The following is a 23,065-nucleotide window of genomic DNA, read 5'->3' as shown; positions in this document are numbered from 1 at the left end:
GGGGGCATCCAGAGCCTCAGCACCCGGTTCATCTTGCTCCGCTGCACGCCTTCTGCTAATAATGCCTCGGTTTTCCCCATCATCCATGCCGCATCCGGCAGTATCCGATTGGTTCAAGGAGCCTCGATGGCCAGACTGGGCGTCAACATCGATCACGTGGCAACCCTTCGCCAAGCACGAGGCGGCACCGATCCGGACCCGCTGGCCGCCGCCATCCTCGTGGAATTGGCTGGCGCCGACGGCCTGGTTGTCCATCTGCGGGAAGATCGGCGGCATATTCAGGACAAAGACCTCCAGCTCTTGCGGGAGATTGTCCATACCAAGCTCGATCTGGAAATCGCGGCGGATGAGGCCATGGCGAAGATCGCGCTGGCGGTCAAGCCTGATTTGGTGACGCTGGTTCCAGAAAAGCGGCAGGAACTCACCACCGAAGGCGGCCTCGATGTCGTCGGGCACAAAGACCGGGTTCAGGCCATCGTGGCCATGCTGCACGACGGCGGGATCCCCGTCAGCCTATTTGTCGAACCCGATCTCAATCAGATCAAAGCCGCCCACAAGATCGCGGCGGACTTCGTCGAACTCCACACCGGCCGCTATGCCAATGCCACCCGGTCGAAAGAAGCGGATGCCGAGTTCGAAGCGATCACCCTGGCCGCGAAACTCGCGTACAAATTGGGCATGGGCGTGAATGCGGGGCATGGGCTCAATTACCGGAACGTCAAGCGGCTCACGCATATTCCGGAGATTGTCGAATACAACATCGGGCACAGCATCATCGCCCGCGCCGTCCTCGTCGGCCTTGACCAGGCAGTCAAAGAGATGAAGGCCTTGCTGAGCTAGCCTGCCTGCCGGCGTCGCATCACCCGGGCATCCCAATCAGGCTATGACACCACACCCACGCGGCACATCAGACGAGTCGGATTCGATCCCCTTCCGGCCGCGCGGCCAGCGCGCAGGCGGTCCTTTGCGATGAGAAAAATTGTCACCGCCGCACAGATGCAATCGCTCGATCGTCGAACCATCGAGGAAGCCGGCGTGCCCGGCACCACGTTGATGGAACGGGCCGGAGCCGGCGTCGTGACCTGCCTCGAACAGCACCTGGGCCCATTGCGCGGCAAGACCGTCACAGTCCTCTGCGGAAAGGGCAACAATGGCGGCGACGGGTTCGTCGTGGCCCGCTTGCTTCACAAACAACGGGCGAACGTCCGCACGCTCGCGCTGGCGCCGCTGGCAGATCTCAGCCGCGATGCCGCCACCATGTATCGGCAACTCGTGCGCGCGGCCGGAAAGACAGCGATCAAGCCGTTTGCCTCCACAAGCCAGATTCAGGCGATCCTTCGTGACAGCGACGTGATCGTCGATGCCTTGCTGGGCACCGGCCTCGCCTCCGACGTGACCGGCCGTTACGGCCACGCCATCGACAGCATCAATCAGGCCCGCCGCCTGACCGTCGCGGTCGATCTGCCGTCAGGCATTCATGCGGACACCGGCGCGGTCTTGGGACGGGCGGTGATGGCCGATCTGACGGTGACCTTCGGATTGCCCAAGCTGGGCTTGTTCCACAACCAGGGGATCGACCACGCCGGCCACGTGGAGACCGTTGATATCGGCATTCCCCCGGCCTATGTCGATGCGATGGAAAGCCGGATCAACCTGATCACCGCTCCGTTTGTCCGCTCCGTCCTCCCCACGCGCCGGCTCTCCAGCCACAAAGGGACCTTCGGCCATGCGGGCATCATCGCCGGCTCTGTCGGGAAAACCGGCGCCGCCGCCATGGCGGCGAACGCGGCGCTCCGAGCGGGAGCCGGACTGGTCACGGTGGCCATCCCGGCAAGCGTGAACGACGTCCTGGAAGCGAAACTCCTCGAAGCCATGACCCTGCCGATGCCGGACACCAAAGCCCGTACCTTTGCACGCACCGCCGTGGATCGCCTGAAAGCCTTTGTCACCGCGCGAACCGCCGTCGCCATCGGCCCCGGGCTCTCGACCCATCCGGAAACGGTGGAACTCATACAGGCCCTGATCAAGCAGCTCGACCGGCCGGCTGTGCTCGACGCCGATGCGCTGAATGCCCTTGCCGGACGGGCCAGCCTCTTGACCGAATGCACGATTCCGCCCATTCTCACCCCGCATCCCGGCGAAATGGCCAGATTGGAAACGGATGCCACGGTCCAATCCGTCAATGCCGATCGCATCGGCACAGCCACTCGTTTTGCGCGGGAGCGCGGCGTGTATCTCGTGCTCAAAGGCGCCAGAACCATCATTGCCAGACCGGATGGCTTGGTGGCGATCTGCCCGACCGGCAATCCGGGCATGGCTACCGCCGGAACCGGCGATGTCCTCACCGGCATCATGGTGGGCTTACTCGCCCAGGGCCTGGCCTCGTGGGACGCGGCCTGCGCCGCGACGTATCTGCACGGACTCGCCGGCGACCTGGCGGCCGAAGTCAACGGACAAGCCGGAATGATTGCCGGAGATGTGATCGAACAGATTCCCCATGCGCTCAACACCCTTGGCGCCATCTAACCGCATGCCGATCAGCAAAACACAGAAGCCCCGCGCGCCACATCCCACCCCTCGTGCCTCGGCATCGGAGTGGACCATCACGCTTTCGTCCCAGGCTGCCACAGAGGCCTTCGGCCGGGCCATTGGACGCGCCCTGACAGGCGGTGAAACCTTGGCCCTCTCGGGTGAATTGGGCGCCGGCAAGACCGCCCTGGTCCGCGGAATCGCCGCCGGCCTCGGTGCGCCGCCACAGGCGGTAAGCAGCCCGACCTTTGTGCTGATCCATGAATATCAAGGCCGCCTGCCGTTGGTGCATGTGGATCTCTACCGGCTTCGCTCTGATGCCGAAGCCGAATCCACCGGCTTGCAAGATTACTTTCACGGCCTTACCGTCACCGCCATCGAGTGGGCTGATAAGTTTCCGGCCGTACTCCCTGCAGACCGGCTCGACATAACGTTGCAGCATGCCAGTCCGACGGCGAGAACGGCACACCTCGCCGCACAAGGGCCTCAATCCGCTCAGCTCCTGGCGACGCTCCGCCGTGCCCGTCTCCGCCCCTCTCCTGTCCCGGCAACAGGCCCCGCACGCTCGCGCAGCACGACAGGGAGGCGCCGCCAGCCATGATTCGCTTGATGCTCGTCGGCATTCTCCTGCTCCTCTCGCTGGCCTTTTTCCTCCAAAATCAGGAGCAGGAAGTCACGCTCCGGTACTTCTTCGGGTTGCTGGAAGCCTCCACTCCGATCTACAAACCGATCCTGGCCGCCTTCGCCATCGGCCTGCTCGTGTCCGGCATCCTCTTGTTCCCCCCCTGGGTGCGGGGACGAATCGAACTGCGGCGGAAAACCAAAGCGCTCCAGGAGGTGGAAGTCGATCTCGAACGGGCCCGCCAATCGCTTGAGAAACTGGCCGGCCGCTCGGCCGCTTCCCCGGCGTCCGAACCGGGACAGGACCTCGTCGATGAGTGACCACGAGGCCAGCCCGCTCATGCGGCAATATCGGGAGATCAAGCGCGGCTATCCGCAGGCCATTCTATTTTTCCGCGTCGGCGACTTTTACGAAATGTTTTATCAGGACGCGCAGGAAGCCTCGCGCCTCCTCTCCATCGCCCTCACCTCGCGCGACAAGAACAGCCCCGAGCCGGTGCCCCTCTGCGGCGTGCCCTACCATGCCGCCACCGGCTATATTGCGAAACTCCTGAAGGCCGGCCGCACCGTCGCCCTGTGCGAACAGGTCGAAGATCCGAAGTTGGCCAAGGGACTGGTGCGGCGGGAAGTCGTCCGGCTCTACACGCCCGGCACGCTCGTCGAGACGGAGTTTCTCTCGCCGGCCGAGTCGAACTTTCTGGCCGCCATGTCCGTGGGCGCAGCCGCCAAGCAGCAGCCGGTGATCGGCCTCGCGATGCTCGAAGTGTCAACGGGCGAGTTTTGGATCACGGAATTCCACGGTGCGCAGGCCGGCCCGCAAGCGCTGGATGAACTGGCCCGGCTGGAGCCGCGTGAAATTCTTTTCTGTCCCATGCCGGATCGGCAGCCGCCGTGGCTCGGCCAGATTCGCAATGCCCGGCTCTGCGAACGGCCGGCCGCATCGTTCGACCAGCAGCGGGCCGCGCGCCTGCTCCAAGACCAATTTCACGTCCACTCGCTGGATGCATTCGGCTGCCACGGCCTGACGGCGGGCATCGGCGCGGCTGGCGCGGTGCTGGACTATTTCCGCGAAACGCAACCGGCCGCCCCGCTCGACCATCTTCAGCGTCCGCGCGTGCGCCGCACAGCGGACGCCATGCATCTGGACAGCGTGACCATTCGCAATCTGGAGCTGCTCAAGCCGATGGGGAGCTTCGACGAGAGCCATGAAAGCAAACCGGCAACCCTCTTGTCGGTGCTTGATCGAACAGTCACCTCGATGGGCAGCCGTCTCTTGCGCCACTGGCTCGTGCGTCCATTGATTCAGGGTGAGGCCATTCGAGCCAGGCTGGATGCGGTCGGAGAGCTCAAAGACCGTATGCAGCCCCGCGTGGCCTTGCGGTCGGCTCTGCGGGACGTGCAGGACATCTCCCGCCTCAGCGGGCGGATGGTTCTCGGTGTGGCAGGCCCGCGAGAAGCACTGGCCCTGAAGCAATCGCTTGCCACGCTTCCGGAAATCGCCGCGCAATTGCAGGCGCTTTCCAGTCCGTTGCTGGTTGAGACCCGCTCATCGTGGGACGACGGGCGGGATCTCTACGAACTAATCGAACAGGCCGTCCACCCGGATGCGCCCCTGTCAGTGCGGGACGGTGGCGTGATCCGGGACGGCCATCATGCCGAAGTAGACGAGCTCCGGAAAGCCGCCAAGGAAGGCAAGCACTGGATCGCCGCGCTGGAAGCGAAGGAGCGGGAGCGGACCGGCATTGAGTCATTGAAAGTCCGCTACAACCAGGTGTTCGGATACTATATCGAAATCACCAAGGCGAATCTGTCCCGCGTGCCCGCCGACTTTATCCGCAAACAAACCCTGGTCAATGCCGAGCGCTTCATGACTCCCGAGCTGAAAGAACTCGAAGAGCGCGTCACCGGCGCCGAAGTCAAACTCCTGGCATTGGAACAGGAGCTGTTTGCACAGGTGCGCGCAGAGCTGGCGAAGCAGGCCCCCAGGCTCCAAACCATGGCGGACAAGTTGTCCCTGATCGACGTGCTCGCCGGGCTCGCCGAAACCGCCGCGCTCAACCAATATACGAAACCCGCCATCGACGAGAGCGGGATTATCGACATCCGCGGAGGCCGCCATCCCGTCGTCGAGCGGCTCCGCGACGACACGGCCTTCGTGCCCAATGACACGCAGTTGAATCTGGACTCCCACCGGCTCCTGATCCTGACCGGCCCGAACATGGCGGGCAAAAGCACCTTTCTCCGCCAAGTCGCCTTGATCGTGCTGCTGGCCCAGATCGGCAGTTTCGTTCCCGCGGCGGAAGCCAGAATCGGCATTGTAGACCGTATCTTCACCAGGGTCGGCGCGTCGGACAATCTGGCCAGCGGCCACAGTACGTTCATGGTCGAAATGGTGGAGACCGCCACCATCCTTCATCACGCTACCGTACGCAGCCTGATTCTCCTGGATGAAATTGGGCGGGGCACCAGCACGTATGACGGCCTTAGCATCGCCTGGGCGGTCGCGGAATACATTCACGACCGCACCCATCTCGGCGCGCGCACCCTTTTCGCCACGCATTACCACGAGATGACGCAGCTAGAACAGCAGCGGGAAGGCATCAAAAACTATCGCGTCGATGTCCGAGAAATGGACGGCGAGGTGGTCTTTCTGCGAAAAATCGTCGCCGGCGGGGCCGACCGCAGCTACGGCATCCACGTGGCCAAGCTGGCCGGCCTGCCGGAATCGGTCATCGGCCGCGCCCAGGATGTGCTGGCTCAACTCGAACAGCCGGAGTCAACGACGATTCAGCAGACCAAGCCGGCCCAGCCTCACGCACCGCCGCTCCCGCAACCGCACGCCATTGTGGAAGAAGTCCGGCAGATCGATCTCTTCTCCATGACCCCCCTGGACGCCCTCAATCGCCTTGCCGAACTCCAGCGCATGGTCCAGCCGGCCAGTCAAAATGAGCGCACCGAATAACCGCACGCTCCCTCGGCAGCCTCTTGATGGCCGTTCCCTGTTAGTCGGATAATACCGGCCTGCGAGGGCTTCATGGCATACGATGCCAATCGGCGACTGTTGCTGGCGATCATCGGCCTGGGGATCGCGCTCTTTTGCCTCGACCTCTATCTTCCTCTGGGAATCGGAAACGGCGTCCTCTACGGCGGACTGGTCATTCTCTCCTTTCTGCTGCCGAACCGCACCGGCCCGCTGATCACGGCTTCTATCTGTTCCGTCCTGACGATGGCCGACGTGGCTCTGAGCCCGACGCTCGACGGCGTGCCACTCTGGATGGGAGTGACCAACCGCTTATTCAGCCTAACCGCCATCTGGCTGCCGGTGCTGTTCTTTCTGCACCGGCGGAGAGCGGAAGATACGCTCCGGCGCGCGCACGACGATCTCGAAGCGCGGGTGCAGGTTCGTACGCGTGAACTGGCGACGGTCAACCAAGCGCTGGTGGAGGAAATCGCCGAACGCATCGAAACGGAGCGATCGCTCCGAGCCAGCGAGGTCACGCTGCAGGCCAGCCAGCGGGAGCTTCAGCAAAGCCGCGAGGACCTGCGCGCCCTGGCCGGGCAACTGCTCACGGCCCAGGAAGAAGACCGGCGGCGGCTGTCCCGCGATCTGCACGACGACATCAACCAGCGGCTTGCCATGCTTTCCATGGACCTTCGGCAGGCTGAAAAAGATCCTTCCTCGGATCCCGAGACACTCCGTTCGGCGATCCGCCTGGTGTCCGAACGGCTGACTTCGATCTCCGATGATGTACGGCAAATGGCCTACCGCTTTCATCCATCCATCCTTGACGATTTAGGCTTGCTGAAAGCGGTACGGCGGCTCCTCGACGACTTCTCCGGCCGCAACGGCATTACCACCAGCTACGTCCATCAGGACCCCGCCACGGTCCTGCCCGCGGAATTGGCCATCTGCATCTACCGTGTCGTGCAAGAAAGCCTGAGCAACGTTGCCCACCATGCGCAGGCCTCCCAGGTGGAGGTGGAATTGATCTGTGACGACGATTTGGTGTACCTCTCGGTGCGTGACAACGGCGTCGGATTCGACGCCGCAGCCCTCGGCCACACCGGCACCCACTTGGGGCTGCTCAGTATGAAGGAGCGTGTGCGCCTGGCCAAAGGACGCCTGGATATCGACTCCAGCAGGGGAAAAGGAACCCATATCCGGGTCGAGATTCCGCGCAACATGGAGGCTTCCCATGTATAGACCCAGCATTCTCCTGGCCGACGACCACACCCTCATCATCGAGGGATTTCGTCGAATCCTTGAAGGCCATTACAATCTCGTCGGCACGGCCACGGACGGCCGCGCCCTCCTGGACTCGGCCAAAGCCCTGCAGCCGGATATCATCATTCTCGATGTATCGATGCCGCTGCTGAACGGCATCGATGCCGCAGGACAGCTCAAGAAAATCTGCCCGCAAGCCAAATTGATTTTCGTCACGATGCATGCCGATACCGACTATGTGCGCGCCGCCTTTGAAGCCGGCGCGTCGGCCTATGTGCTCAAACGCTCGGCGGTGGATGAACTGGAGCAGGCGATTCGCGCCGTGATCGCAGGACACTCCTACATCACTCCCCTCATCACGAAGGATCTGCTGGAGGTCTTTCTCTCCAAGACTCCGGGAAAGCAGAGCGGCGCCGACGGCCTCACGATGCGGCAGCGGGAAGTCTTGCAACTCCTCACGGAAGGCCGCACGGCAAAAGACATCGCCGGCATTTTACACATCTCTTCCCGGACCGTGGAGTTTCACAAGGGACAGATCATGGAACAGCTCAAATTGCAGAGCACTGCGGATCTCATCAAGTATGCGATCGCCCACGGGATTGTGACCACGACCTAACCGGCAGAGCCTGCCGGCGCATCATGGCCTCGTAGAAATTTCCTTCACTCCTTCGGATTTTACGAGTTCCCTCCTTGCTGCAAACGCCGTATATCAAGCCGTCTTACGCTCGCAATATTGCCAGGCGGTGCAGAGGTGAGTGCCAGAAATGACCGCAATCCTGTGAGCTTGCCCAGCCTCTGGATGGGGCGCCGGGTCATCCTGGTCTGCGACAGCTGCACCCGCGTGCAAGATGGCCTTTCTGAGCAAGCTTCCCAAGAAGAATGGGGAGAGCCAGCAATCTATTTGACCAGGCACCGTCTTGCACCGATCGATGTTTGGTGGTGCCACACAATCTGTCACCGATGCGGGCAGATGAGAGGATAGTTAGGAAGGAACGCACTGATGAGACCCCAGATCAGTCCCATGTGAAAGAGGGCAGGGGGCGGGCGCTTCAGGAATGGCCTCCTCAGCCTCCGTCCCCTATCCTCGCATGTGTGACTGGTCTGGCCTCTCCCTGATTGACCGAATCTAAAGGGTCCATTCCCCCTGAATCAGAACATGAGTACGCACAACCACAACCAGCGCTGAGGTGAAGAATGTCGCCATGCCGAGCGGTAATCGTGTTCGGAACCATGATCGGTTGTCTATCGGTTCTCATCGGAGGGGAAGGCTGCGCTAGCCGGCAGGTCACCTCTGGATCCGGCGACCAATCCATGACAACCAAGGGGAATGAGGCGGCCGAAACCGTCCGTCAAGAACCGATCGCCTCACTCACGACACCAGCCGCAAACGGGGATAGCCGAGCGCCTAATTCAAGAGCATCGTTCAGTGGGCCCGCAACTCCAGGCAGCAGTCCCTTACCAAGTCGCGGGTCAGCCCCTTCTCCAGTTTCTCCCTCCGCCTCCAATGCTCCGGACTTTACCAGCCCGGGAGACATCTTCTTTGACTTCGACCAATATGCGATCCGCCGCGACGCCCAACCCGTTCTGGAACGGAATGCGAGCTGGATCAAAAATGAATCGGGAAAATCCTTCTTGATCGAAGGGCATTGTGACGAGCGTGGCACCCTGGCCTACAATTTGGTACTTGGCGAGAAACGCGCCAAGGCGGCCAAACGCTACCTGGAGGATCTCGGAGTCCCGGCGGCCCGGCTGCTAACCACCAGCTATGGCGAGGTCAAACCTTTCTGCAAAGAGCACAATGAAGGATGCTGGAAATACAATCGCCGTGCTCATTTCGTTATCCAATAGCTCCCGCTGAATTTATTTGGCGAGCAGGCTTCATATCGGAAGGAGGTTGCCGTGGTTCGTTCTAAGGTGCTGCTTTTCTCTGTACTGGGAATCATCATGGTTGCAGGCTGTGCCGGCAAAGGCGAACGTATCGATGTCCTGATTCCAGGAACAGGCGCAGGGGAACGAATGGCTTCCACGACCGTAAATGGCCCCCGGATCGCGGTGCTCCCCTTCGACGATCAACGGGCCAACCAGGCGCACCTTGGAATGCGGTCCCACCTTTGGGGAGGGGTCAGTTATTTCGACCTGCCGAGCGGCACCGTTCCACGGGCCGCATCGCAAGCCCTCGTCGACTATTTGAACCGGCAGGGCTGGAAAGCCTCACTTGCTCGCACCGTAGGAAGCGAGGGGGCCGATATTACGATCACCGGCACGATTCAGGATCTGTCCATCGATGCGACAAGCGGATTTATGCATACCGATCTGACGGCGAAGAATTCGATGAAATTTCAGATCGCGAATCATGCGGACGAGAGTGTCGTCCGTGAACGGGTCTCCGGATCGGGCAGCGATCAAGTTTTCTGGTTCGAGCCGACCGATGCCCAGCGCTTGACCGATGAACTGTTCGAGAAGAATTTCCAGAAGCTGATCGGAGATCTCAGAATTGAAGGACGGATGATTCGCCTGAAATAGCATCCGGGCTTCACGCGCAGCCCTTGCCGCTCCCTGGCCCAGTGAGGCCTCTCTCTGGCTTCTGTATCGTGAAGACATGCGGCACATTCTCATCAGCTTGCTCATCATGGCGGCCGGTCTCTGGGGCGGCTACTCGCTCATCCAGGTGGATCAGGAACTCCGCGTCATCTATGCGGAGTACACCCTCGCCACCACCGATCTCGGGCACATCAATGCCAAACTGATCCGCTATCGGACGTCAGTCCTGCGCGCGATTGAGGCCGGCTCGCAGAAGGAATTCCAGGCTATTGCCTCCGCATTGCCACAACGACGGTCGGTGATCGAACAGACTATCAACCGATTCATCAAGGCCTCCGACGGGGCTACAGCCCGTCGAGGCGGGACTGCGGACGAGCTGCGCGAACTCCAGGCCGTCAAAACACGCCTCGCTGATTACATGGCCACTTCCGAACAGACGATTCGGCTGATTCAGCGGCGCTGGGAGACGACATCGCCAATCGAGGCACACCGCCTGCGGGATGTTGCGGAGGAGAATGCAGCGGAGCAAGGCGGAACACAATTTATCGACGTAACGCTCGAGCTGGATCAATTACTGGAAGTGGTCGAAAGGATTGCGGGAGAAGTGCGGGACGAAGCAGACCATCAGCTTCGCACAATGAGCACTATCGTGATCGGCGTCAGCGGGCTCCTCGCAGGGCTCGTCCTATTCACGGTTAATAAACCCCCACGCCAAAAGAACTGAGAACAGAACAGAAGGAAGAGCCCCTCCAGGCAGACCTACACGCAGCGGCGGAAAAAGAAAGAGGCGGTCACCCCACAAGGAGTGACCGCCTCTTCATCACACAGAAACTAGATCAGTGACCGCCCGGCAAATTGTACTTCGCCTCCCAGGGAATCAAACCACCGAAGGTCTGCCCGCCTGGTGCCATCACATCATACTGCTGCGCCAAGCTCGCTCCATCCGGAGACTTGGGCGAGGTGTTGAGCTGTTGCACCGCTGCGGCGCAACCAGCATCAGCCTGGCTCTTCCCCTGGCACTCCTTCAAGCGGAGCGCAGAGATGCTGAGCGTCTTGCCAGGAGCACCGGCCACTTCCGGAAGCCGCTTCACGGAAGAGATCACCCGGTGGTTCTGCTCGGTTTCCGTCGCGACAAACTCGATCAGATCGGTGGTGCTGCCCGGAGGCACTTCCTTGGCAGCGGCAGGGCCCGCATGCGGACGGCCCATCTTCTTCAGCTCTTCCCAGGCACCCTTGTCAGCATAGAACTTCAAGGTCTTGCCCGGATGAACTTTCTGCCACCAGAGGCCGCTCTCGGCGTTGCCGCCGAACACCGCGACGTTGATCCAGACCGCTTCATCATAATGATCGAGCACAATCACCCGACCGGTGATCGTCGTGGGCTTGCTCATATCTCCCCACTCAAACCGTTCCTGAAATGCTTCGATGGCCAATGCGGTGGAAGCCATGCCGACTACCAGCGCAACGGCTGCCAAAATGGCCCCGCCCTGCTTCTGAAGCTTCATAATCGAATCCTCCTTCAACAACATGAAAGAATGATAGCGTGATGATATCGATTACTTGAGGACCTTGAAACCGGTAATCGTCCGGCCATCCAAAGTCACTTCCATGGCTACGAGTTCCTGCGCAGCCTTGATGATCTGGTCCATCAACGCCTTGTCCTTCACAGCCAAACGAACCGTCGTCGCGGCATGGTACCAGCCGGCATACGCATTGTTCTTATCGGTCCCGCCCACAAAGCCCCATCCGCAGCAGGTCACCAAAGGATCCGGCGGCTTCACATCCATCATCGTTGAAGAACGGCCGGCAGGAGTCCCTGAAGCAGGATCCCCGGTGTTCCAATACTGAATTCCGAACAAGAGCTCTCCGTCTGGATTGTCGGCCCACTGTGACCAGACACGGCCCTGAAGCGTCTTGGCGGCTTCGCCCTTCAAGACTCTGCCTCCGACAACGTCGGTGGCAGGACCACCCCCAGCTGGGGCATCGGCGGCTACGGCAAATTCGGCCGCTAGCAAGCCGAGAACAGAAAACACTGCAACGGCGGCTAGAACTACGACCCTCTTCATACCTAGTCCCTCCTTCATAAAGTTAACAACCTCTGAACCTTTACGTTGATGACGATGAATTCAGCACAACCGAATAAATACGGATTTTGCTCATTCATATCGGAGTATCACGAAAACGTGGCAATGTTACTGAATCGGCACATGAGAGTCAAGGGATTGTTTCACGAAGATTAAAATTTGCAATCCACAGATAAATATAAATAATAACAACGATGTATGATGTATTCTTGAGCCCTGCAACCTTTCTAATATAACTCGCCCATTAAAAAACTCTCATCTTAGATGCCGGATTTGCTGCTGAGAAAGTGGCCCCAGTCCAGTAATCGCGAGCGTGTTTTCGTCGAATAGTTCTTCCGCCACTCGACTAACTTGCTTCATTGTCACCGCATCGATATCGCGAATCATGTGATCCAAGGTGGTATGCACGCCTTTGATCAGTTCATCCTTGGCCAGCTTATTCATGCGGCTGTGCGAACTCTCCAGGCTCAGCATGAGGCTGCCCTTCATCTGATCCTTCGTCCGGCGCAACTCGTCGCGAGTGATCCCTTTTTTTGCCATACTCCGGATTTCGCGGCGAATCAGTTCCACCACCCGCTCCACTTCCTTCTGCCTGGTTCCGGCATAGACCGTCACAGTTCCGCCATCGGAATAGCCAGACAGATAGGAATAGATGGAGTAGGCCAAGCCGCGCTTTTCCCTGACTTCTTGAAAGAGCCGGGAACTCACACTGCCGCCCAAAATACTATTCAACACATAGAGGGCATACCGGTCTTTATGGCCGGCAGCAACTCCCTTGAGTCCGATGCAGAGATGCACCTGCTCCAGCTGCTTGCGCTGCAGCACGACGCCACCATGGATCTCCGGCGATCGGCGAGGCGGCGCGGCCATCGTATCCACGCGCCCTCGGCGGTCGAACTCCCGCACGATGATCTGCTCCAAACGGCGCTGATCGAAACTCCCCGCCACCGCAATCACAATATCCTGAGGCCGGTAATGCATAGCCATGTAGTCGAGCAGGTCGTGCCGCCGCAGGGAACCGATGACCGCTTCCTCGCCCAAAATCGGCCTGCCGAGCGGATGCGCGCCCATCACCTGGCTGGTATGCAGGTCCTGCACGAGATCTTCCGGATCATCCTGCACCATCCGGATCTCTTCGATCACGACCTGCTTTTCTTTTTCGATTTCCTTGGCGCCGAATCGGGAGTGGTGGAAGAGATCGGAGAGCAGCGCCAGCGCCTGCGAGAGATGCTGATCGAGCACTTTGACGTAGAATGTCGTCGTCTCACGCGTCGTGAAGGCGTTTAACTCTCCACCCAACGCGTCGATCTCGCGGGAGATGTCCGTGGCCGACCGGGTGGCCGTGCCTTTGAAAAACATATGTTCGATGAAATGAGAGTACCCGGCTTGCGAGGGTTGTTCGTCGCGGGATCCGGCATTCACCCACATGCCGACCGTGACGGACTTGAGAGTCGGGATCCGCTCGCTGACCAAGCGGATCCCGTTATCCAGAATGAGCTTGCGATACAAGAGCGCTACTCAGCCGATGGTTCTTTCGCCGGGCTTCCGGCCGGCGCAGGCATGGTTTCCTTCCGGCTCAGCCGGATCTTCCCCTGCTTGTCGATTTCCATGACCTTCACCATGATCTGATCGCCTTCGGCGACTTCATCCGCCACGGCTTTCACGCGATGGTGCGCCAGTTGCGAGATGTGCACCAATCCATCGGTGCCCGGCAGCACTTCGACGAATGCGCCGAAATCCATGATCTTCCTGACGGTACCCATGTAGATCTTGCCGACTTCCACTTCCTCGGTCAGGCGGCCGATCGTATCTTTCGCCTTTTGGAGCGACGCTTCATCGGATGACGCAATCGTCACGATGCCCGTGTCTTCGATATTGATCTTGACGCCACAGTCGGCCTGAATCGCGCGAATCGTCTTGCCGCCCTGGCCGATGATGTCCCGGATCTTGTCCTGCTTGACCTTCATCGTGAAAATACGAGGCGCGAACGCGGAGAGGTTCGTGCGCGGACCGGTCAACGCCTTGGCCATGCAACTCAGAATATGGAGCCGTCCGACGCGAGCCTGCTCCAGCGCCTGCTGCATCAAGGCCGTCGTAATCCCGCCGATCTTAATATCCATCTGCAAGGCCGTAACGCCATTCTTGGTGCCGCAGACCTTGAAGTCCATATCGCCCAGGTGATCTTCCAGCCCGAGAATATCGGACAGAATGATGACCCCGTCGCCTTCCTTGATCAGCCCCATCGCAATACCGGCTACCGGTTCCTTGATCGGCACACCGGCATCCATCATCGCCAAGGTGCCGCCGCAGACCGTCGCCATGGAGGAGGATCCGTTGGACTCCAGGATTTCAGAGACAATGCGCAATGTATAGGGAAACACGTCTTTGCCCGGAATGACCGGCTTCAACGCGCGTTCCGCCAGCGCCCCGTGCCCGACTTCGCGCCGGCCCGGAGACCGAAGCGGCCGCGCCTCGCCGACACTGAACGGCGGGAAATTGTAATGCAGCATGAAGGTGCGCATGTATTCGCCCTCCAGGGCGTCGATGCGCTGCTCGTCGTCCGTGGTGCCCAGCGTGACGACCGCAAGGCTCTGCGTTTCGCCGCGCGTGAAAATGGCGGATCCATGCGCCCGCGGCAATGCGTTGACTTCGCAAGTAATCGGCCGGATGTCCGCCGGTCCCCGCCCGTCAGCGCGCGACTGCTTCTCCAGAATCATGTTCCGGACTTCGGTGTACTCCAATCCGTGGAACACGATCTTGATGTGCCGCTCACTGGTGGGCTCGTCAGGATTCTTGAATTTCTCGACCGCCTCGGCCATGACAGCGTCCAGCCTCTCCTGACGGGCCGACTTGTTGGGGATCATGATCGCGTCGCGAATGGGCTGCGCTACCAACGCTTTTACTTTGGCGGCCAACGCCGGATCGATCGCCTCGACCTTCACTTCGCGCTTCTTGTTTCCGACCATCTTCGCCAGCTCGGTAATCTTGGCGACGATTTTCTTGATCTCGGCATGGGCCAAGACCAGCGCTTCCAGCATCGTGGCCTCGGGCAGTTCATTGGCGCCCGCTTCAACCATCATGATGGCATCCGCGGTGCCCGCCACCACTAAATGCAGCTCGCTCTTTTCCAGCGTCTCCAAATCGGGGTTCACGATGAATTGGCCGTTCACCCGGCCGATCTTCACACCGGCAACCGGACCGTTGAAGGGAATGTTCGAGATGGACAACGCCGCCGACGCCGCCGTGATGCCGATGACATCCGAGGAGCCCGTCTTATCGGCAGACAGCACCGAGGCGATGACCTGCGTTTCAAAGTAATAGCCTTCGGGGAACAGCGGACGGAGCGGACGATCGATCAAGCGGCTGGTCAGTACTTCCTTCTCGGCCGGCCGGCCCTCGCGCTTGAAATAGCCGCCAGGAATTTTCCCGGCCGCATAAGCCTTTTCCTGATAATCGACCGTGAGGGGCAAAAAATCGATGCCCGGCTTGGCGGTCTGCGCCGCCACCGCGGTTGCCAGGATGACGGTGTCGCCATACGACGCCCAAATCGATCCGTCGGCTTGCTTGGCCACCCGGCCTGTTTCGAGCCGCAACGTGCGGCCCGCAATCTCCAGTTCAACGACATGTACCATCTATGGTCTCCTCCCGTTTGGTCCCACAGATGCCCACAGAGATACGCTCGCGCGCAAGCGCATCTCCGTGTTCACCTGTGCGACAGTCATTGCCGCTGCCGCACATTTGCGCGGCAGCGGCTTGCGTCCGTCTCTCTCCTGGCTACTTACGAATACCCAACCGTTCGATGACCGCCCGATAGCGGGCCTCATCCACACCGCGCAGATAATCAAGCAACCGGCGGCGGCGGCCGACCAGCTGCAAGAGACCGCGCCGTGAGTGGTGGTCCTTCTTGTGCGTCTTGAAATGCTCGGTCAGATAGGTGATCCGGTTGGTCAGCACGGCAATCTGCACTTCCGGAGATCCGGAATCCGTATCGTGCTGCCGGTACTGCTTGATCAATTCGGTTTTTGCTTCTTTTAACAATGCCATGGTTACGACTCCTCCTCGCTCCTCTTCAATTGAGTGATCCGATATCGACTAACACTTTTTGCACTTTGATCGGCCCTTTCGTCTGGGGATCATAGGTGCCGATCGCCAACAACCGCCCCTGTCCATCCTTGATTCTGATCGTGCTTGGCTCAGCGACGCCGCTCCATCCCGCCGGCGAAATCGGGGCGCCATGTAAGACACGGGACGCATCCTGCTCGCTGACCGTACACAGCGGCAATTGATCGAGGACGCGATCCAGCGTCCAGACCTGCTGACCCAACGTGCCGATCGCCAGCTGTGCGGCAATCTGCTCAACCGTCAGCGCCTGGTCGATTGACATCGCTCCGACTCGGCGGCGCTCCAGCGACAACAAATGTCCGCCGACACCCAGGGCCTCCCCCATATCGGCGCACAACGTCCGGATATAAGTGCCCTTCGAGCAGACGACCCGGAGCGTGATGTCCCGCCCATCCACGGCCAGCACGTCAAGCGCATGGATCACGATGTCACGCTCGGTCCGCTCGACGGTTTGTCCGGCCCTCGCCGACTTATAGAGCGGCCGCCCGGCGATTTTCACCGCCGAATACATCGGCGGCAGTTGCTTTTGCGGCCCAACAAAGCGCGCGACCGTGTCCCGCAGGGATTCGGAACTGACTCCGTCCGTCTCGACCCGCTGCAACACCGTCCCGGTCGCATCCTGCGTGTCCGTGGTTTCCCCCAGGCGCAGGACCGCACGATATTCCTTATCCCATCCGACCAAATATTCCGCTATCCGCGTGGCCCGCCCGATCAGCAAGGGCAAGACACCGGTGGCAGCCGGATCCAGCGTCCCCGCATGACCGACCTTGGCGCCGCCCAACAATCCCCGCACCTTGGCCACGACATCGTGCGACGTCCAACCGGCTTCCTTGTTCACAATCAACACGCCGTCGGCAATGCCGGTCTGGGCCATCATATCGATCGACGCCGTCATGAAACCGTTCCCGCCGGAGGGACAGGCAACCCCGCGACACCTGACGCGCCCATCGGCTCATCGTCGACGTGCAGTTCATCCAACAGCTTCAACACCCGGTCCCCGCGCGGGCCGGTCATATCTTTCTTGAACACAATTTCCGGCAGATAGCGGAGCGTCAAGCGCCGGCCCAGCTCGGCCCGCACAAATCCGCTGGCCTTGGATAATCCGGCGAACACATCGCGTTCGGCGGCATCCTGCTCCATGGTCGTGACAAAGACGTAGGCAATCCGCAAATCCGCCGTCAGCTCGACATCGGTGACCGTCACCGTTCGCACGCGCGGATCCTTGATCTTGCGCATCAAGATGTCCGCCACTTCCATCCGAATCTGGTCGGCCACCCGGTCGGCCCGCTTGTACGTTGACTTCGACATCATTCCTTCGCCGGCCTGACGCGCCGCCTCATACGCCACCGTCGCGCCCATGCAGACTACAGCAGCTCCCGGTGCACACGCACCACTTCGATGGCCGGCATGCTCTTCATCACGTTCAACACCTGCTCCAACACCTGCTCCACATGCGTCCCGTCGTTGGCCACACAGGCCATGCCGAGCACGGCTTTTTGCCAGAGATCCTGGCCATCAACCTCGGCCAGAGAAATATTGAACTTTCCCCGCAAGCGGTCTTTCAGACTATGCAGAACCTGCCGCTTCTCTTTGAGCGATTGACTCTCATGAATGAACAGTTCGACCGTACAGACTCCAACGACCATGATGATCCGCGCACAAGCCGCCCGATGATCGGTTTAGAGCTTCGCCGCAACCTTGTCGATGGCATAGGCTTCGATCACGTCGCCGGCCTTCACGTCGTTGAAATTTTCGACGCTGAGACCGCACTCATACCCCTGCTGCACTTCGCGCACGTCATCTTTGAATCGGCGCAGCGACCCGAGCTTGCCCTGATACACCACCACGTTATCCCGGATGACCCGCACACCGGCGGCAGCCCGCGAAATGGTGCCGTCAACCACATACGAGCCCGCCACCACTCCCGCCTTGGGAATGGTAAAGACCTGCCGGACTTCGGCGCGGCCCAAGACCCGCTCCTTGAGCGTGGGCTCCAGCAACCCTTCCATCGCCGCCTTGATATCGTTAATCGCATCGTAAATGATCGTATACAGCCGGATATCGACGCCTTGCTGCTCAGCCAGCGAGGCCGCCTTCGGCTCCGGGCGCACATTGAAGCCGATGATAATGGCCCGCGAGGCCGCCGCCAGCAGAATGTCGGATTCCGTAATGCCGCCCACGCCGTTGTGAATGACCCGCAGCCTGACCGCCGGAGTCGGCAGCTTTTCCACCGCCCCCGCCAGCGCTTCGGATGAGCCCTGCACATCGGCCTTGATGACAATGGCCAGTTCCTTGACCGACCCCTCTTGAATCTTGGCAAACAAATCGTCGAGCGAGACCTTCGCCGGGCCGGCCAGATCCGCCGCCCGCTGTTTCCGCGCCCGCTCGTCGGCAATTTCGCGCGCCACCCGTTCATCGGAAACCACTTGGAAGACATCGCCGGCGGAGGGCACCCCGGGCAAGCCGTTGACCTCCACAGGAATCGAAGGACCGGCCTGCTGCACTTTGACGCCCCGGTCATTGAGCAGGGCGCGCACGCGGCCGCTGAATGACCCGACCACGAATACATCGCCGACTTTGAGCGTGCCACTCTGAACCAGCACCGTCGCCACGGGACCGCGGCCCCGTTCGAGCTTGGCCTCGACCACCGTGCCCTTGGCTTGGCGATTGGGGTCAGCCTTCAACTCCAGCACTTCGGACTGCAAAAGAATCATTTCAAGAAGGTTGTCGAGCCCGGTCTTCTGCTTGGCCGACACTTCCACCATGATCGTGTCGCCGCCCCAGGCTTCGGAAACCAGCCCGTGCTCGGACAACGCATTCTTGACGCGATCGGAATTGGCGCCCGGCTTGTCGATTTTATTGATGGCTACGATTAGCGGCACGCCTGCGGCCTTGGCGTGATGGATGGCTTCGATCGTCTGCGGCATGACGCCATCGTCGGCGGCCACCACCAGAATGACGATATCCGTCACCTTCGCGCCGCGCGCCCGCATGGCCGTGAACGCTTCGTGGCCCGGCGTATCCAGGAACGTGACCTGCTTCCCGTTGACGGAAACGGTATAGGCACCGATGTGTTGCGTGATGCCGCCCGCTTCGCCTTCCGCGACGTTGGTTTGCCGGATCGCGTCCAACAGGGAGGTCTTGCCGTGGTCCACATGCCCCATGATCGTGACGACCGGAGGACGATGCACCAACAGCTCGTCGCCACTGCCCGCCTGCACGACTTGCTCCAACAGCTCATCGCCGGCCTTTTCGACGGAAACTTCGATCTTGACGCCGGCTTCATCGGCGATCATCGACGCGGCATCCATATTCATCGGCTGATTGAAGGTGAGCATCTGCCCCATCTCCATCAGCTTTCTGACGATGTCGGCAGGGCGCTGACCGATCAGCTCGGCAAATTCCTTGACGGTCGTCCCCGGCGCCACCTTGACGCTCTTCCGGCGAGGCTTGGTCACCTCTCCCGGCTGAGCGTGATGCAGATGCTTGGACCGATCGTCCCGGCGCTGCACCGCAGGAATGGCCCGCAGGTCTTCCCAACGCGCGGCATCCTCGCGGAACTTCACATCCTGCTCGTCTTTCGGCCGGCCAGTCTTCTTCGCCTTCTTGAGCTTCTCTTTGAGCCCTTCAGCCTCGATGGCCTCAAGCGCCAGGCTCTTTTTCTTGGCAGCGGCCGCCTCCAATGCCGTCATTGGTCCAGGCGCACCGGCAGCCGGCTTCACCGCGGCAGCCACCGGCGCCACGGGAGGCGTGGGGGGCTCTGCGAGAATCGTCCCGATCTCAGGCAACTCCGGCAACTCGGCCACCGGACTCGGCGGCGGCTCGCTCACGACCGGATGCGCGGCAGGCTCGGCCTGAGCGGGAGACACGCTGCTTGCGGCAGCCGCATGGCTCTCCACCTCGCTCATCGGAGCAGGCACAACCGCGCCCTCGCTCGGCTCATCCTCTTTCTTTTTCTTAATGAGGATGCGCCGCTTGTCGGGCTTCGCCGCCTCCTCGACATGCGCCGCTTTGGCGCCAGCTCCCTTGGAAGCATGGCTCACATCGTGGTGATCCGCTGCAGATGCCTCGTCACTCCCCGCCTTGCCTGACTTGACCATGCCCTTCGCTTTCGCACCGAGCTTTTCCAGCGCCTTGTGAACCGTATCCTCGTCAAGAGCGCTGCTATGGGAGGCGACGGACACACCCATTTTCTTCAGTTCGGGGATGAGATCCTTGTTCTCCATCCCCAGCTTCTTGGCAAGTTCGTAGACGCGCATAGCTGTCACTGGTTGTGCTCGATTCTAGTTTGTCGTCGTTTCGGTTTCTTCTGCCTTGGCAGCCTGCCGCGCTTCTTCCTGGAGTCGCTGCGCTTCGGCCTCTTCAGCCAGGGCCGCTTTGATCTCTTTATCTCTCTCGACTTTTTCCTTCTCGTACTCGGTCGCGCTGATAATATCGATCTTCCAGCCGGTCAATCGAGCCGCCAGGCGGACATTCTGGCCGTTCTTGCCGATCGCCAGCGACAGCTGCGAATCGGCCACGACCACCAGCGCCGATTTCTTTTCGTCATCGATGCCGACCTTCTCGATCGTCGCCGGATTGAGGGCTTCGGCGATGAACACACGCGGGTCCTGCGTCCAGGTAATGATGTCGATCTTCTCGCCCCGCAGCTCGCGCACGACCGCTTGCACCCGGGACCCCTTGATGCCGACACAGGCGCCGACCGGATCGACGGCTTTTTCCCGCGAGGTGACGGCGATCTTGGTCCGGTCACCCGGTTCCCGCACCACCGACTTGATCTCGACGATCTTCTCCATGACCTCCGGCACTTCCAGCTCAAACAGCTTGGAGACGAACTGCGGATGGCTCCGCGTCAGAATGACCTGCACATCTTTCGGCGTCCGGCGAACCTCCAGCAGCATGGCCTTCACCCGATCGCCGCGCCGATAGGTCTCCCGGGGAATTTGCTCCTGAATGGGCAGCACGGCCTCGGTCTTTCCGAGATCGACGAGGTAATTGCGCCGTTCCATGCCGAGAATGATGCCGTTGACCAGATCGCCCTGGCGGGTCGAGTACTCTTTCTGCACGGCTTCCCATTCGGCTTCGCGCACCTTTTGAAAGATGACTTGCTTGGCCGTCTGGGCGGCGATGCGGCCGAGTTCGTCCATCTCGATCAAGGAGCCGATTTCATCGCCCACTTCGGCTTCGCTGTCGAATTGCCGCGCTTCCTGGAGAGAGATTTCGGCTTTGGGATTACTGACTTGATCGACGATGACTTTCTTCGACACGACGGAGATCTCGCCCGTCTTGGGATCAATTTCGACCTGAATGTTCTCCGCCTGGCCGAATCGCTTTTTGGCCGCCGTTTGAAGGGCCGACTCAATCGCGCCGATCACGCGGGACTTGTCGATGCCTTTCTGGCGCCCGATCTCATCAATGACTGCGATCAATTCTCGATTCATACATCACGCTCCTGCTCGATCCATCAGCGGAACCGTCTCGGCCCCGGCTTGCACACTATATTTCGATGGCGATCCGGGCCTCTGCAATGATCTGCCGGTTCAGCGTCACCAGTTCCGGTGCCGCCTTTTTCGCCGAAACCGCCAGCACGATCGACTCCTCGTCCGCCTGCATCAATTCTCCGACCACACGCCACTGGCCATGCAGCGGCTCCTTCAGCTTAAGGCTCACACGCTTCCCAACCGCACGCTGATAATCTTGGAACCGTTTGAAGGGGCGATCGAGCCCTGGTGACGACACTTCAAGCGTATAGGTGTGGGGAAACGGATCTGCCACATCCAATGCGGGCCCCACAGCGACATGGGCCCGTTCACAATCCTTCACGGTGACGCCGCCCGGCTTATCGATGAATACGCGGATGATGGTGCGCGGCCCCTGCCCGACACACGACACTTCCACTAATTCCAACCCCAGCGTCCAAAGAATCGGAGAAATGATGTCCTGAAGCCGGTCACTGACCGACCGGGATCCATGCTCCGGAGTAGTCAACGCGTATCCTCTGAATAGTCACCCAAATAAGCGCCCAAACAAAAAAGTGGGCCTGAGCCCACTTCCAGCAGCGCAACCTTAGCATGCCCCCCTGTCCAAAGCAAGGGGGACTACCCCGTCAGGGCCGTCATCCGAGCCGCCAGGGCTCTGGTGATCGGACCGGGAAAACCGGCCCCGATGCTCCGTCCATCGACCCGAATCACACCGAGCACCTCCACGGTCGTCCCCGTGAGAAATACTTCGTCAGCCGCATAGAGCGACTCGACTGGCAGGAATTGCTCGCGCACCGGCAGGCCCTCTTTTCTGGCGAGGTCCAACACGACGGTTCGTGTCACGCCCGACAAGATCCGCGGACCTTCCGGAGCGGTGACCACCGTTCCCGCTTGCACCGCCATCACGTTGCTGACCGACCCTTCCGTGACCAGGCCATCTTTGACAAGAATCGCTTCGAACACGCCGGCCCGCTTCGCCTCCTCTCGCGCCAGCACATTCGCCAATAAATTCAGGCTCTTGATATCGCACCGTGCCCAGCGTAAGTCTTCGCAGGTCTTAGCGGCCACTCCGGTGGCGCGGGTCTGATCCGGGAACGGCAGCAACTCACGGATCGTCATCACCACCGTCGGCGGCACATTGACGGGAAAGGCATGGTCCCTCGGAGCCGCCCCGCGGGTTATCTGGATATAGACTTTCGCTTCGGCAAATCCAGCTTCTTCAATCCCTTGCTGAATCCATTCCCGCCACTGCGCTCTTGAATAGGGCTGAGACAGGCTTAACTCCCCGGCGCTCCGGTCAAGCCGATTGAGATGGGCCTCCAGCTCGAAGGGCCGGCCATGGTACGTCCGGACCACCTCGTAGACCCCATCGCCAAATTGGAACCCACGGTCCTCGATCGAGACCGTGGCCTCTTGCCAGGGAAGAAATCGGCCGTTGAGAAATGCAATAGCGGGCACGGCGG

General features: G+C 60.5%; 22 protein-coding genes. 10 read left to right on the top strand and 12 right to left on the bottom strand.

The window, feature by feature from the left end:
- Positions 1 to 126: 126 nt before the first annotated feature.
- The 10 genes from RI101_10945 to RI101_10900 all read left to right on the top strand — a co-directional run bounded on the left by RI101_10945 (position 127) and on the right by RI101_10900 (position 10,640).
- Positions 127 to 840, top strand: coding sequence for a pyridoxine 5'-phosphate synthase (locus RI101_10945; GenBank protein MEC4890567.1), 714 nt, complete (start codon positions 127 to 129; stop codon positions 838 to 840).
- A gap of 129 nt (positions 841 to 969) precedes the next feature.
- Positions 970 to 2,526, top strand: a complete 1,557-nt coding sequence (locus tag RI101_10940) for an NAD(P)H-hydrate dehydratase (GenBank protein MEC4890566.1) — start codon at positions 970 to 972, stop codon at positions 2,524 to 2,526.
- Complete coding sequence (gene tsaE / locus RI101_10935; GenBank protein MEC4890565.1) at positions 2,498 to 3,130, top strand: tRNA (adenosine(37)-N6)-threonylcarbamoyltransferase complex ATPase subunit type 1 TsaE; 633 nt, start codon at positions 2,498 to 2,500, stop codon at positions 3,128 to 3,130. The genes RI101_10940 and tsaE overlap by 29 nt, the downstream gene beginning before the upstream one ends.
- Entirely contained in the window at positions 3,127 to 3,471 is a 345-nt protein-coding gene (locus tag RI101_10930) for a LapA family protein (protein ID MEC4890564.1), read from the top strand. Before tsaE ends, RI101_10930 begins: the two co-directional genes overlap by 4 nt.
- Positions 3,464 to 6,112 (top strand): DNA mismatch repair protein MutS, encoded by a 2,649-nt coding sequence (gene mutS, locus RI101_10925; GenBank protein ID MEC4890563.1) that lies wholly within the window; start codon positions 3,464 to 3,466, stop codon positions 6,110 to 6,112. The genes RI101_10930 and mutS overlap by 8 nt, the downstream gene beginning before the upstream one ends.
- Before the next feature lie 72 nt (positions 6,113 to 6,184).
- Positions 6,185 to 7,354, top strand: a complete 1,170-nt coding sequence (locus tag RI101_10920) for a sensor histidine kinase (protein MEC4890562.1) — start codon at positions 6,185 to 6,187, stop codon at positions 7,352 to 7,354.
- On the top strand, positions 7,347 to 7,991 hold the full coding sequence (locus RI101_10915; GenBank protein ID MEC4890561.1) for a response regulator transcription factor: 645 nt from the start codon (positions 7,347 to 7,349) through the stop codon (positions 7,989 to 7,991). The genes RI101_10920 and RI101_10915 overlap by 8 nt, the downstream gene beginning before the upstream one ends.
- A 695-nt stretch (positions 7,992 to 8,686) precedes the next feature.
- Positions 8,687 to 9,223 (top strand): OmpA family protein, encoded by a 537-nt coding sequence (locus RI101_10910; protein ID MEC4890560.1) that lies wholly within the window; start codon positions 8,687 to 8,689, stop codon positions 9,221 to 9,223.
- Positions 9,224 to 9,274: 51 nt separating this feature from the next.
- Positions 9,275 to 9,898: a hypothetical protein gene (locus RI101_10905; GenBank protein ID MEC4890559.1), complete on the top strand. Its 624-nt coding sequence runs from the start codon at positions 9,275 to 9,277 to the stop codon at positions 9,896 to 9,898.
- Positions 9,899 to 9,974: 76 nt separating this feature from the next.
- Positions 9,975 to 10,640, top strand: a complete 666-nt coding sequence (locus tag RI101_10900) for an MCP four helix bundle domain-containing protein (GenBank protein ID MEC4890558.1) — start codon at positions 9,975 to 9,977, stop codon at positions 10,638 to 10,640.
- Positions 10,641 to 10,752: 112 nt separating this feature from the next.
- On the opposite strand, the gene RI101_10895 is transcribed toward RI101_10900, so the two are convergent.
- From RI101_10895 to dat, 12 genes are all read right to left on the bottom strand, one after another.
- The gene (locus tag RI101_10895; protein MEC4890557.1) at positions 10,753 to 11,421 is read right to left on the bottom strand and encodes a hypothetical protein; all 669 of its coding nucleotides are present in this window, start codon (positions 11,419 to 11,421) and stop codon (positions 10,753 to 10,755) included.
- Positions 11,422 to 11,472: 51 nt separating this feature from the next.
- Entirely contained in the window at positions 11,473 to 11,982 is a 510-nt protein-coding gene (locus RI101_10890) for a hypothetical protein (GenBank protein MEC4890556.1), read from the bottom strand.
- Between the two features lie 273 nt (positions 11,983 to 12,255).
- Positions 12,256 to 13,509 carry a pitrilysin family protein gene (locus RI101_10885; GenBank protein ID MEC4890555.1) on the bottom strand — a complete coding sequence of 418 codons (1,254 nt, stop codon included), beginning with the start codon at positions 13,507 to 13,509 and terminating at the stop codon, positions 12,256 to 12,258.
- Between the two features lie 5 nt (positions 13,510 to 13,514).
- A complete protein-coding gene (gene pnp, locus RI101_10880; protein ID MEC4890554.1) occupies positions 13,515 to 15,632 on the bottom strand; it encodes a polyribonucleotide nucleotidyltransferase in 2,118 nt (705 codons plus the stop codon).
- A gap of 142 nt (positions 15,633 to 15,774) precedes the next feature.
- Entirely contained in the window at positions 15,775 to 16,044 is a 270-nt protein-coding gene (gene rpsO / locus RI101_10875; protein ID MEC4890553.1) for a 30S ribosomal protein S15, read from the bottom strand.
- A 25-nt stretch (positions 16,045 to 16,069) separates the two neighbouring features.
- Positions 16,070 to 17,017 carry a tRNA pseudouridine(55) synthase TruB gene (gene truB / locus RI101_10870; protein ID MEC4890552.1) on the bottom strand — a complete coding sequence of 316 codons (948 nt, stop codon included), beginning with the start codon at positions 17,015 to 17,017 and terminating at the stop codon, positions 16,070 to 16,072.
- A complete protein-coding gene (gene rbfA, locus RI101_10865) occupies positions 17,014 to 17,481 on the bottom strand; it encodes a 30S ribosome-binding factor RbfA (GenBank protein MEC4890551.1) in 468 nt (155 codons plus the stop codon). The genes truB and rbfA overlap by 4 nt, the downstream gene beginning before the upstream one ends.
- 5 nt (positions 17,482 to 17,486) lie before the next feature.
- Complete coding sequence (locus RI101_10860; protein MEC4890550.1) at positions 17,487 to 17,768, bottom strand: DUF503 domain-containing protein; 282 nt, start codon at positions 17,766 to 17,768, stop codon at positions 17,487 to 17,489.
- A 33-nt stretch (positions 17,769 to 17,801) separates the two neighbouring features.
- Positions 17,802 to 20,381, bottom strand: coding sequence for a translation initiation factor IF-2 (gene infB / locus RI101_10855; protein MEC4890549.1), 2,580 nt, complete (start codon positions 20,379 to 20,381; stop codon positions 17,802 to 17,804).
- 24 nt (positions 20,382 to 20,405) lie between these two features.
- Complete coding sequence (nusA, locus tag RI101_10850; protein MEC4890548.1) at positions 20,406 to 21,563, bottom strand: transcription termination factor NusA; 1,158 nt, start codon at positions 21,561 to 21,563, stop codon at positions 20,406 to 20,408.
- Positions 21,564 to 21,618: 55 nt separating this feature from the next.
- The gene (gene rimP, locus RI101_10845) at positions 21,619 to 22,110 is read right to left on the bottom strand and encodes a ribosome maturation factor RimP (GenBank protein ID MEC4890547.1); all 492 of its coding nucleotides are present in this window, start codon (positions 22,108 to 22,110) and stop codon (positions 21,619 to 21,621) included.
- 110 nt (positions 22,111 to 22,220) lie between these two features.
- A complete protein-coding gene (gene dat / locus RI101_10840) occupies positions 22,221 to 23,060 on the bottom strand; it encodes a D-amino-acid transaminase (protein ID MEC4890546.1) in 840 nt (279 codons plus the stop codon).
- Positions 23,061 to 23,065 lie beyond the last annotated feature (5 nt).

This window comes from Nitrospira sp. (genome assembly GCA_035968315.1).
In the GTDB taxonomy this organism is placed as follows: Bacteria; Nitrospirota; Nitrospiria; order Nitrospirales; family Nitrospiraceae; genus Nitrospira_D.
This window is presented reverse-complemented; position numbering and strand designations above follow the sequence as displayed.